The sequence below is a fragment of the Pseudomonas sp. FW306-02-D09B genome (genome assembly GCF_058782685.1).
On record NZ_JBYSXY010000007.1, the window covers coordinates 73,320 to 85,303 of the forward strand.

Below are 11,984 nucleotides of genomic sequence, written 5' to 3' on the forward strand. Positions count from 1 at the left end.
TCGTTTGCTCCAGGCAACAAAAAGGCCCCCATTTCGGGAGCCTTGATGTTTGGCAATTTGACTTACATGTTCGGGTAAGTCGGGCCGCCAGAGCCTTCCGGCGTTACCCAGGTGATGTTCTGCGCAGGGTCCTTGATGTCACAGGTCTTGCAGTGCACGCAGTTCTGGGCGTTGATCTGGAAGCGCTTCTCGCCGTCTTCCTTGGTGATCACTTCATACACGCCAGCCGGGCAGTAGCGTTGAGCGGGCTCATCGTACAGCGGCAGGTTCTTGCTGATCGGGATGCTCGCGTCGGCCAGCTTCAGGTGGCAAGGCTGTTCTTCTTCATGGTTGGTACCGGAGATGAACACCGAGCTGAGCTTGTCGAAGCTGAGTTTGCCGTCCGGTTTCGGGTAGTCGATCTTCTTGCTGTCGGCCGCGAGCTTGAGGCAGGCGTAGTCCGGCTTGGTGTCGTGCAAGGTGAACGGCAGTTTGCCGCCGAAGATGTTCTGGTCGAGCCAGTTGAAACCACCGCCGACGATAGCGCCGTACTTGTGGATCGCCGGGCCGAAGTTGCGGCTGGCGAACAGTTCTTCGTAAAGCCAGCTGGCTTTGAACGATTCAACGTAGCTGTTCAGTTCATCAGCGCCTTCGGAACCTGCGAACAGGGCGTCGGCCACGGCGTCAGCGGCGAGCATGCCGGACTTCATGGCGGTGTGACTACCTTTGATCTTGGCGAAGTTCAGGGTGCCGAGGTCGCAACCGATCAGCGCGCCGCCCTTGAAGACCATCTTCGGCAGCGAGTTCAGGCCACCTTTGCAGATCGCGCGCGCACCGTAGCTGATGCGCTTGCCGCCTTCCAGGTACTGCTTGAGCACCGGGTGATGCTTGAGGCGCTGGAACTCGTCGAACGGCGACAGGTAAGTGTTGCTGTAGGACAGGTCGACGATAAGGCCGACTACAACCTGGTTGTTTTCCAGGTGATAGAGGAACGAGCCACCGGTGTTTTCGGTGCCCATGATGTCCAGCGGCCAACCGGCGGTGTGCACCACCAGACCAGGCTGATGCTTGGCCGGATCGATTTCCCAGATTTCTTTCAGGCCAATGCCGTAGTGCTGGGCGTCGGCATCGGTGTCGAGGTTGAAGCGCTTGATCAGTTGCTTGCCGATGTGGCCACGGCAGCCTTCGGCGAACAGCGTGTACTTGCCACGCAGCTCCATGCCTGGGGTGTACAGGCCTTCTTTCGGATTACCTTCACGGTCAACGCCAAGGTCGCCGGTGATGATCCCGCGAACCACGCCGTTTTCGTCGAACAGTGCTTCCTGAGCAGCGAAGCCCGGGTAGATCTCTACGCCCAGGTTCTCGGCCTGCTGAGCCAGCCAGCGGCACAGGTTGCCCAGGGAGATGATGTAGTTGCCTTCGTTGTGCATGGTCTTGGGCACAAAGAGGTCTGGAATCTTGATCGCGCCATCGGCGTTCTTCAGAACGAAGATGTCATCGCGAGTGACCGGAGTGTTCAGCGGTGCGCCGAGTTCTTTCCAGTCCGGGAACAGTTCGTTCAGCGCCCGAGGTTCGAACACCGCGCCAGACAGAATGTGAGCGCCGACTTCGGAGCCTTTTTCGACCACGCAGACGCTAATTTCCTTACCGGCTTCGGCGGCCTTCTGCTTCAATCGGCAGGCGGCGGAAAGACCAGCGGGGCCGGCACCGACGATGACCACGTCGAATTCCATGTATTCGCGTTCCACAGGTTATCTCCTACTCAAGGCTCAACAGTTTTTTTTCTAATTGGAGGTTTGGTGTCGCATCCATGAATCCCTGCACAACGCTGGGAGAGGACAATCGATGAGCCACCTTTCTCTCTAGGCGGCGCATTATATCTACACCACTCTTAGCGTCCAATACAAACGTTTGTTTGAATTTGCTCCAGCCCAGAGAAATCAAAGAAGCGCGGCTTATGACTGGCCATTTTGGCGTATTGACCGGAATAGGTGTTCCGGTCAAGATACGGGCGGTTTTGCGCTCGCCGTAGGCTGACTGTTGGTTTCAAGAGCACCTCTAAAGACAGGGCGAAGGCGGTACAAGGTGACGCGCAGCACAGGTTTGGCGCGAAGTTTACACGTCGCGACAAAGAATGACTCGTTAGTCACCACTGACGAACGGTCATTACGCTTCGTGAGCCGGGTCACCCAGTACAAATGCCGGCGTTTTTAGAGGTGCCCTTGTGCCCGATGAGCATCAACCGCCAGGTTCGCCTAGGCGACTTTCTTTTCACCGGAGAGTAACGAGGAATCCATGAAGGTTCTTGTAGCTGTCAAACGAGTGGTCGACTATAACGTCAAGGTTCGCGTCAAAGCGGACAACTCCGGCGTCGATCTCGCTAACGTCAAGATGTCGATGAACCCTTTCTGCGAAATCGCAGTGGAAGAAGCCGTACGCCTGAAAGAGAAAGGTGTTGCGACTGAAATCGTCGTCGTCTCCATCGGCCCGTCCACCGCTCAAGAGCAACTGCGCACCGCGCTGGCTCTGGGTGCCGACCGTGCCATCCTCGTCGAATCCGCCGAAGACCTGACTTCCCTGGCTGTTGCCAAGCTGCTCAAGGCTGTTGTCGACAAGGAACAGCCTCAGCTGGTGATCCTTGGCAAACAAGCCATCGACAGCGACAACAACCAGACTGGCCAGATGCTCGCTGCACTGAGCGGATACGGTCAGGGCACTTTTGCTTCGAAAGTCGAAGTCACTGGCGACAAAGTTGCCGTGACTCGCGAAATCGACGGCGGCGCGCAGACCGTTTCGCTGAAACTGCCAGCCATCGTCACCACCGACCTGCGTTTGAACGAGCCGCGCTATGCGTCCCTGCCAAACATCATGAAAGCCAAGAAGAAGCCGCTTGAAGTGCTGACTCCTGACGCTTTGGGCGTTTCCACCGCCTCTACCAACAAAACCCTGAAAGTCGAAGCGCCGGCTGCACGCAGCGCAGGCATCAAGGTCAAGTCGGTGGCTGAACTGGTCGAGAAACTGAAAAACGAAGCGAAGGTAATCTGATCATGACTATCTTGGTAATCGCCGAACACGACAACAAAGTAGTGGCCCCAGCCACGCTGAACACCGTGGCGGCTGCCGCCAAAATCGGTGGTGACATCCACGTTCTGGTTGCCGGTCAGGGCGTTGGCGCTGTAGCTGAAGCTGCCGCGAAAATCGCTGGCGTGGCCAAAGTGCTGGTCGCCGATAACGCTGCCTACGCACACCAACTGCCAGAAAACGTTGCACCGCTGGTAGCAGAGTTGGGCAAGGGCTACAGCCACATCCTGGCTGCTGCCACCTCCAACGGTAAAAACATCCTGCCGCGCGTTGCCGCTCAGCTGGACGTTGACCAGATCTCCGAGATCATCTCGGTTGAAAGCGCTGACACCTTCAAGCGCCCAATCTATGCCGGCAACGCCATCGCTACCGTTCAGTCCAACGCTGCGGTAAAAGTCATCACCGTGCGTGCTACCGGTTTCGATCCGGTTGCCGCCGAAGGTGGTTCGGCTGCCGTTGAAGCAGTTGCGGCTGCTCACGACGCTGGCACTTCCAGCTTCGTTGGCGAAGAACTGGCCAAGTCCGATCGTCCGGAACTGACCGCTGCCAAGATCGTCGTTTCCGGCGGTCGCGGCATGCAGAACGGCGACAACTTCAAGCACCTGTACGCCCTGGCCGACAAGCTGGGCGCTGCTGTTGGCGCTTCCCGCGCTGCGGTCGACGCAGGTTTCGTACCGAACGACATGCAGGTCGGTCAGACCGGCAAGATCGTTGCGCCACAGCTGTACATCGCCGTCGGTATCTCCGGCGCGATCCAGCACCTGGCCGGCATGAAAGACTCCAAAGTGATCGTTGCGATCAACAAGGACGAAGAAGCGCCGATCTTCCAGGTGGCCGATTACGGCTTGGTGGCGGACTTGTTCGAAGCTATCCCCGAGTTTGAGAAGCTGGTCTAATCCAGCAGCTTGACTTATAAAGAGCCCGGCCTTTTGGCCGGGTTTTTTATTGTCTGCGATTTGAGTGTGGGGAAATACGCCATGGATTTGCATCGCTTGAGCGGCTTGTGGGTGCTGCTGAGCCTGCTGGCTTTGCCCTCGCTGTCAGTCGCTGCGGGCAAATGCGAGCGGCTGGTGGTGACCGGCAGCCCGGATGCACCACCGTATCTGTGGCAAGACCCGCAAGACCCGACGCACTTGATCGGTACCAGCGCTGACTTGTTGCAGCAGATGGCGGGGGAGTTGGGGATCAAGGTCGAGTTGCTGTACGCCGGCAATCGATCTCAAGCGCTGGATGAAGTGCGTAGCGGGCGTATCGACATGCTGGCCGACGCGCCTCTGATGGACAATCAACTCGAATCACTGGACTACATCCAGCCGCCGTTGCTGGAAAACGACTATCTGGTCTGGACCCGCAAGGGCTCGGCATGGGTCTACAACGAGGCGCAGGATTTGCGTGGGCATGTTGGCGCAGTCTCGGCAAAGGCTCGTTTGACACAACCGTTCGAGGCGTACGCACAAGAGCAATTGACCTTGATGAGCCTACCGAACCTGACACAGGCTTTTCAGAAGTTGCTACTGGGTGAGGCGGACTATGTGCTCGCCGGGCGTTATACCGGGATGGCCATGGCACAGACATTGGGCATGACCAACGATGTGCAGGCGTATCCGCAGCCAATCGACCGGCCGGGGCTGTTCCTTGCCATTTCCCGCAACTCTGCCTGCAACGATCCATGGTTACGCGGACAGCTGTCGAAAAAGATGACAGAATTGCCCGCGTCCGGCCTGACGGAGGCCGTGCTGCAGCGCAATCTGGAGCGCTGGAAAGCACACTTGCAGCAACCCGTCAGCACTCCAAAACAGTAGGGATATTTAGTGACTCTTCGACCTCTTTTCGCTGCCCTGGCCGTTATGGCCCTGGCGGGTTGTGCTGCCGATCCGGCGCCGAATGAACAATTGCGTTTGACCGAACGGGCCCTGGAACAGGCCGCCGCTGTCGGGGCAACCACTGAAGACGTGCCAGAGCTGAAACTCGCTGAAGGTAAGTTCGCTCAGGCTAAGGCCGACATGACCACTCAAGCCTTCAAGGATGCGCGGATGCAGGCCGAACAGGCAGAACTGGACGCGCGTCTGGCCGAGGCCAAGGTGCTGACAGTGAAAAGTCAAGAAAAGCTGAACGTGCTCAACACCCGCATCACTCGCCTGCGCAAGCAATTGGGAGATGCCCAATGAGCCTGAAAAACACCATTCTGGGCGGTTTGCTGCTGGTGGGTTGCGCAGGGCTTGCCGGCTGCGCAGGTCAACACAGCGCAGCGGCATTGCAACAAGCCAGCGCTGACTTTCAGAAGGTCAAGGAAGATTCGAATGTGCTGCGCATCGCGCCCAAGGACGTGATTCGGGCGGGTGAGTCGCTTGCCCGGGCTGATCGCCTGTCGACCTACTGGGGCAGCGGCCCGGATGTTAAGCATTACGCTTACCTGAGTCAGCGTTACAGCGAAATTGCCCGTCAGCACACCGAGCAAGCGCTGAATGACGAACGTGGGGCCAAGCTTGAGCTGGAGCGTCAGCGCCTGCAGTTGGCGTTGCGCGAGAACAAACTGCTCAGCGTGCAACAACAGGGTAAATGGCTGGAAGAGCAAATCATCAACCTGGCTACGACCCAGACTGATCGCGGTCTGGTCATGACCCTGGGGGATGTGCTGTTCGACACCGGTGAAGCCGAGCTGAAAAACTCGGCAAATCGCACCGTATTGAAAATTGTCCAGTTTCTGCAGCTCAACCCCAAGCGCGTGGTGCGTATCGAAGGTTACGCCGACAGCACCGGCGGCAAGCAGGACAACCTCAAACTGTCTCGTGATCGCGCCCAGTCGGTGGCGGACATGCTGATCGATCTGGGGATCGAAGATAAGCGCATTCAGGTCGAAGGCTACGGCGATGAATACCCGGTAGAGGCCAACGCTTCCGAACGGGGGCGTGCGCAGAACCGCCGGGTCGAAATTGTGTTCTCCGACGAAAAAGGCCAGCTCGGCGCTGCCCGCTAAGGTCAGCGTTACTGGAAAACCCGGCCCCTCAGTGGTGCCGGGTTTTTTTGTACCTGCGAAATGGCTCTCAAAACAGTACAGTTTTTGCTGTCACTGCACTGTACGGTCGACTATTGTGGCAACTGTCCCAGTACACTTCTAAACTGTTCCGGTAATGTTTCACACAAGAATAAAATGCCCGTGAAATCGAGTGCTGCGTCATGACCAATCTCTTGCTCTATCAACGAATCGCTCAGCAATTGGCTGAGGATATCCGGCGTGGTGTCTATCAGCCCGGCGAGCGCGTGCCTTCTGTGCGCAAAATGAGCTCGCAGCTCAATGTCAGCCACGCGACGGTACTTCAGGCATATGCCAACCTCGAAGATCAGGGGCTGATTCGCGCACGCCCGCAGTCGGGTTACTACGTTCACCAGACCCCGGCACTGACCGCGCCGACGCCGGATATCGCGCGTGTCGAACGCCCCGGCCTGGTCACGCGCAGCAGTATCATTCAGCAAGTGTTGGTCGAGTCGCGTCGCGAAGGGGTGTTCCCGCTAGGCGCTGCGGTGCCCAGTGTCGACTATCTGCCGGTACGGGCACTGCACCAGCAATTGGCCAAGGTCACGCGGTTTCACAGCCCGCGGGCGTTCAGTTACATGTTCAGTCCGGGTTTTGAACCGTTGCGTCGCCAGGTGGCGATCCGCATGCGTGATGCCGGTGTAGTGGTCGACCCATCGGAAGTGGTCATCACCCATGGTTGCGTCGATGCGCTGCAAATGTCGTTGCGCGTCCTGACACGTCCTGGCGATCTGATCGCGGCTGAGTCGCCGACCTACTACGGCTTGTTGCAGCTTGCCGATTTGTTGGGTTTGAAAGTCATCGAGATCCCCAGTGACCCGGCGACGGGCATGAGCCTGGAAGCCTTGCAACTGGCCGCCAACCAGTGGTCGATCAAGGCGTTGGTGCTGACCACGCGCCTGAGCAACCCGCTGGGTGGCACCATGCCGGAAGAGCGGCAAAAACAGCTGCTGCGTCTGGCTTCGGACTTCGATATCCAAGTGGTCGAAGACGATATTTACGGCGAACTGATGTTCGAGCAAGGCCGCACCAAATCGCTGAAAGCCTATGACCGGCTGGATCGGGTCATCTATTGCTCAAGTTTCTCCAAGACCCTGTCACCCGGTGTGCGCATCGGCTGGATGATTGCCGGCAAGTACCAGCAGGAAATCCAGCGGCTGCAGACCTTCAGCACCCATTCGGCGTGCAGCGTGACGCAGATGGGGATCGCAGCCTATCTGGAGAACGGCGGCTACGATCGTCATTTGCGCTACATTCGCCAGGAATACCGCAAGAACCTCAGCGCCTTCCAGTTGGCGGTGCAGCAGTATTTCCCTGAGGGAACTCAGATAACCCGGCCCACGGGTGGCTTCATTCTATGGGTCAGCCTGCCGGGGCGGGTCAATACGCAGGAACTGCATGTCCGTGCGTTGCAGCAGGGCATCAGTATCGCGCCGGGGCTGATTTTCAGTAACACCGAACAATTCAATCACTGCATTCGCTTGAACTGCGGCACGCCGTGGAATCGTGAGGCCGAGCGGGCGCTGATGACACTCGGGATGCTGGCCACTCAGCTTTGTCAGGAGACGGCTGGCGGTTTTTGACGTGCATCAGGGGCTGGATTGCTATGCGAGCTTGTCAGGCGCCTTACAACAAGCGAGCATATGGCCCTCTGCCGTTAGCGCTGTAGTGTTCATGAAAGCGATTTTTCCTGCTGGTTTGATGTTGGCGTGCCTCTTGAGTGTCTTCATGCCGGGTAGCGCAATGGCTGCGGTCGCCCCGGATAAAGGGGGCATCAGCACTTCTGAGGTGAAGGCAAAGCCCGTTGTGCCGACAAAAAAACACATACCAGCCAAAAAGGCCGAAGCAGTAAAGAAGCCGAAGTCACAAAAGAAACGCCCACCCATTGCCTCAAAATCAAAATCCGCGAGCGAGGTGGTCAGAACCACGTACTTGCCTCCAGCCAAGCTGGATTTGAGCCTGCCGCCGGACATGGTTAAGCAGTTACAACCTGTTGGCACTGTTCCGCTAGTCAAACATGCCCCTTTGCTGCCGCCCATGTTTGGTGAAAAAATCAAGGCTGACAGCCCGTTCCAGCTTAACGGTCGCCTGCTCAGTAACGAAATGCAGTTGCAAATGCGCAAGGAAGAGCACCGAGAGGTCGACGGTGCGGCACTGGAATTCCAGTTCAAGCAGTAAAATCGCACATTGCTCTGTGACCCGCGCACCTGACGCTTGGTCGGAGACTGGTCAGTCACGCGTGTTTGAGCGAAAAACCTCTATCCGGCCAATTTCAAACGGCTGTTTTAGCGGGTACTCTAGTCCACGTTATCCAACACATTACCCGTCGCGAGGAGCGTGTCGTCATGAACTGCCGTGAAGGCTGTGGCGCCTGTTGCATTGCCCCTTCCATCAGCACACCCATCCCCGGCATGCCAAACGGCAAAGCGGCGGGAGAACGTTGTGTGCAACTGTCTGTCGATAATCTGTGCCGTATTTTCGGCAAGCCTGAACGGCCTGCGGTCTGTGGCGCGTTTCAGGCGGATGTCGAGGTGTGTGGCAACAGCCGGGAAGAAGCCATCAAGTTGATCGGTTGGTGGGAGCAAATGACCGCGGCGTAGTGTGTTCAACGAACGGAACTTCAACAATAAGGAATAAGACTATGGGTTCGCTGCATCGTATCGCTGTGTTGTGTGGTTTGACGGTTCTGCTGGCCACGACAGCCCAGGCCGAAGACTGGAAAACTGCCAAGGATGAGGACGGAATCAAGGTTTCCCTGAGTGAAGTCGCCGGGTCTCAGTACAAGGCCTACCGCGGTGTGACCGTGATGAAGACCTCCGTGGCCAAGTTGCGCGCGCTTCAGGAAGACGTGCCTGGCGCGTGTGCCTGGATCCATGAGTGCAAGGCACAGAAGTTGCTCAAGCACGAAGGCGATCAAAGCTGGACCTACACGCAGTTCAGCACCCCATGGCCGGTGACGGCGCGTGATTCGGTATTGCACGTGACCACTGTCGAGGGCGCCGATGGCAGCCTGACGCGTAAGCTTGAAGGTGTGCCGACCTACCTGCCTGAAGAAAAAGGTTTTGTTCGTGTCACCCAGGTTCAAGGCTTCTGGAAATTTGTTCCAAAAGGTGCAGACCAGGTCGAAGTGACCTATCAGGTTCACACCGAGCCAGGTGGTAGTGTGCCGTCGTGGCTGGCCAACAAGTTTGTGGTCGACGCACCCTTCAATACCTTGAAAGCCCTGAAAGCACGCGCCGAGAAGTAATGCCGTGCTTTTCGCAAAGAGGCTGCCAACCGGCGGCCTTTTTCACATCAAACCGATGGATTCAGGAGGAACGATTTTCCGGTATTCGGGGTCGAGATGTTGTAAGCCCATCTGTGGGTTTTACCAAGGAGGCACCGATGCAAAAGTGGGAAGTCACCTTCGTAGATGATCACGGCGTGCAGACCGTGGAGCAATTCGATTGCGAACAAAAACCCACGATGGAGCGGGCCGCGCAATTGATTCGGGCAAAACTCCTCCCTGTCCCGGCCGAGCTCGATCTCAATGATCTGGAGGGGCGAACGGATGATCCGACAGTCAAAAGCCTGAAAGATCAGAACAGTATTGAAATTCTCAGTATCACTCCACTTGCATAACCACTTGATGCGACTCGCAAACAGGCCTTGGCAGCAGCTCTGACTTGGGGCTACTCTGCAAACGAGATCAGCGAATGGATCGCTAAGGTCTGGTCTTGTCAGCTACATGCTTGTTTCCCGGCGGCAATTTGATTGCCGTATCGCCCTCACCATTCGGTTGCGGGCGCAGGGAGTACGGAAAGTCTATCCATCAGTTTGAGGAGGACGTTTCATGAGCACAGCCTATCAAGAAGACATCAGCAGCAGTGTGCTGCGCCGCATGAAAGAAGGCGGTTTTGACTTTTCACGGTTCCATCCCATCGAGTTCTACGCCATTTTTCCGGATGAGGAGCGGGCACGCAGGGCGGCAGGGCATTTTCGCGGTGAGTCCTTGAATGCGCAGGTCAGCGTGCGTGATGACGGTGCCTGGCATTTGGAGTTGAGCAAGGTGATGTACGCCACTTATGGCGGCATCGGTGACTTTGAACAGGACTTTGAGGCGGTGGTCGAGCCTTTGGGGGGGATTATCGAAGGATGGGGCGTCAAGCAGGAGGTACGAGGGCTACTCGCATAACACTATGAACAGCGACAACACTCAGCAACGGCTGACCTCAGGGTTGGCCGTTTTCGTTTTCGGACATTGAGAATGTCAAAGGATCGCAACCGCACACAGGCCGTGAAATCAACTCTGGCTAGGCGGGTATTGACCATGAGCATTGCTTCGCAATGAAGCGGGGGACGAACGGGTTGGGGCATTTGCTGCACAGGATTGGTGCGGCGTGTCTTCGGTGATTAGCCAACCGATTGATAGCAAAGCGTTTATGCCACTGGCACGGGCCTTGCGAAGTCCAGGTGTCCGGGTGACAAGGAGTACGGCATGATCCGCACCTATTTTGATGAAATGTACGACGCTGGCGGCCTGGTCCGCCCGCACTATCGGGAGTTCGCCCGTTGGTTAGCTGAAACGCCTGACGAGCTTTTGGCACAACGGCGACGCGAGGCCGATCTGTTATTTCATCGTGCCGGAATAACCTTCACGCTCTATGGTGATGAGCAGGGGACAGAGCGCCTGATTCCCTTCGACACCATTCCCCGCAGCATCCCCGCCAGCGAATGGCGGATCGTTGAGCGCGGCTGTATTCAGCGGGTCAAGGCATTGAATATGTTCCTCGCCGACCTGTATCACGAGCAGCGCATCATCAAGGCCGGCATCATCCCGGCCGAACAAGTGCTGGCCAACGAGCAATACCAGCTCGCCATGCAAGGGCTGGATCTGCACCGCGATATCTATTCGCACATCTCTGGCGTCGATCTGGTGCGCGATGGCGACGGCACGTACTACGTGCTCGAAGACAATTTGCGCACGCCCAGTGGCGTCAGCTACATGCTCGAAGACCGCAAGATGATGATGCGGCTCTTCCCCGAGTTGTTCGCCGCCCAGCGCATCGCGCCCATAGATCATTACCCGAACCTGTTGCTCGACACGCTGAAAAGCTCCAGCCCGCTGGACAATCCGAGTGTCGTGGTACTGACTCCCGGGCGCTTCAACAGTGCGTTCTTCGAGCACGCGTTTCTGGCGCGGGAGATGGGCGTGGAGTTGGTGGAAGGCGCGGACCTGTTCGTGCGCGACGACAAGGTGTTCATGCGCACCACCGACGGTCCGAAAGCCGTCGACGTGATCTACCGTCGCCTCGACGATGCTTTCCTCGATCCGTTGGCGTTCAATCCGGATTCGATGCTCGGCGTTCCAGGACTGCTGTCGTCCTATCGCTCCGGCAATGTGGTGCTGGCAAATGCCATCGGCACCGGTGTCGCGGACGACAAGTCGGTTTATCCGTTCGTGACCGAGATGATTCGTTTCTACCTGGACGAAGAACCGATCCTGAAGAACGTGCCGACCTGGCAGTGTCGCAACCCGTCAGAACTTTCTCACGTGCTGGCGAACCTGCCTGAGCTGGTGGTCAAGGAAACTCAGGGTTCCGGTGGTTACGGAATGCTGGTCGGGCCCGCGGCCACCGCCGCCGAAATCGAAGCGTTCCGCGCACGCATCAAGGCCAAGCCCCACGCGTATATCGCCCAACCGACGTTGTCCCTGTCGACCTGCCCGACGTTTGTCGAAAACGGCATCGCGCCGCGGCACATCGACTTGCGTCCGTTTGTCCTGTCTGGCCGCGAAACCCGGGTCGTACCCGGTGGCCTTACCCGTGTAGCCCTGCGCGAAGGATCCCTGGTGGTCAATTCGTCCCAGGGTGGCGGAACCAAGGACACCTGGGTGGTCGAGGATTGAAGG

At 57.5% G+C, this 11,984-nt stretch carries 13 protein-coding genes; 12 read left to right on the top strand and 1 reads right to left on the bottom strand.

Annotation, left to right across the window (positions count from 1 at the left end; translation table 11 throughout):
* Positions 1–62: 62 nt before the first annotated feature.
* The gene (locus AC3WK5_RS13970; protein ID WP_103317628.1) at positions 63–1,727 is read right to left on the bottom strand and encodes an electron transfer flavoprotein-ubiquinone oxidoreductase; all 1,665 of its coding nucleotides are present in this window, start codon (positions 1,725–1,727) and stop codon (positions 63–65) included.
* 547 nt (positions 1,728–2,274) lie between these two features.
* Here AC3WK5_RS13970 and AC3WK5_RS13975 point away from each other — a divergent pair.
* The 12 genes from AC3WK5_RS13975 to AC3WK5_RS14030 all read left to right on the top strand — a co-directional run bounded on the left by AC3WK5_RS13975 (position 2,275) and on the right by AC3WK5_RS14030 (position 11,981).
* Positions 2,275–3,024 (top strand): electron transfer flavoprotein subunit beta/FixA family protein, encoded by a 750-nt coding sequence (locus AC3WK5_RS13975; protein ID WP_103317626.1) that lies wholly within the window; start codon positions 2,275–2,277, stop codon positions 3,022–3,024.
* Between the two features lie 2 nt (positions 3,025–3,026).
* The gene (locus AC3WK5_RS13980) at positions 3,027–3,956 is read left to right on the top strand and encodes an electron transfer flavoprotein subunit alpha/FixB family protein (protein ID WP_054593323.1); all 930 of its coding nucleotides are present in this window, start codon (positions 3,027–3,029) and stop codon (positions 3,954–3,956) included.
* An 81-nt stretch (positions 3,957–4,037) separates the two neighbouring features.
* Entirely contained in the window at positions 4,038–4,862 is an 825-nt protein-coding gene (locus AC3WK5_RS13985; protein ID WP_103317624.1) for a substrate-binding periplasmic protein, read from the top strand.
* A gap of 9 nt (positions 4,863–4,871) precedes the next feature.
* The gene (locus AC3WK5_RS13990; RefSeq protein WP_054593321.1) at positions 4,872–5,228 is read left to right on the top strand and encodes a DUF4398 domain-containing protein; all 357 of its coding nucleotides are present in this window, start codon (positions 4,872–4,874) and stop codon (positions 5,226–5,228) included.
* Complete coding sequence (locus tag AC3WK5_RS13995; RefSeq protein WP_103317623.1) at positions 5,225–6,037, top strand: OmpA family protein; 813 nt, start codon at positions 5,225–5,227, stop codon at positions 6,035–6,037. Before AC3WK5_RS13990 ends, AC3WK5_RS13995 begins: the two co-directional genes overlap by 4 nt.
* Positions 6,038–6,237: 200 nt before the next feature.
* A complete protein-coding gene (locus AC3WK5_RS14000) occupies positions 6,238–7,677 on the top strand; it encodes an aminotransferase-like domain-containing protein (protein WP_054593319.1) in 1,440 nt (479 codons plus the stop codon).
* Between the two features lie 91 nt (positions 7,678–7,768).
* The gene (locus AC3WK5_RS14005) at positions 7,769–8,272 is read left to right on the top strand and encodes a translation initiation factor 2 (RefSeq protein ID WP_103317739.1); all 504 of its coding nucleotides are present in this window, start codon (positions 7,769–7,771) and stop codon (positions 8,270–8,272) included.
* 167 nt (positions 8,273–8,439) lie between these two features.
* A complete protein-coding gene (locus AC3WK5_RS14010) occupies positions 8,440–8,694 on the top strand; it encodes a YkgJ family cysteine cluster protein (RefSeq protein WP_103317621.1) in 255 nt (84 codons plus the stop codon).
* 41 nt (positions 8,695–8,735) lie between these two features.
* Positions 8,736–9,341: an START domain-containing protein gene (locus AC3WK5_RS14015; protein ID WP_103317619.1), complete on the top strand. Its 606-nt coding sequence runs from the start codon at positions 8,736–8,738 to the stop codon at positions 9,339–9,341.
* 137 nt (positions 9,342–9,478) lie between these two features.
* Entirely contained in the window at positions 9,479–9,715 is a 237-nt protein-coding gene (locus AC3WK5_RS14020) for a hypothetical protein (RefSeq protein ID WP_103317618.1), read from the top strand.
* A 211-nt stretch (positions 9,716–9,926) separates the two neighbouring features.
* Complete coding sequence (locus AC3WK5_RS14025) at positions 9,927–10,268, top strand: ribonuclease E inhibitor RraB (protein WP_019689386.1); 342 nt, start codon at positions 9,927–9,929, stop codon at positions 10,266–10,268.
* A gap of 303 nt (positions 10,269–10,571) precedes the next feature.
* Positions 10,572–11,981, top strand: a complete 1,410-nt coding sequence (locus tag AC3WK5_RS14030; RefSeq protein WP_103317616.1) for a circularly permuted type 2 ATP-grasp protein — start codon at positions 10,572–10,574, stop codon at positions 11,979–11,981.
* Positions 11,982–11,984 lie beyond the last annotated feature (3 nt).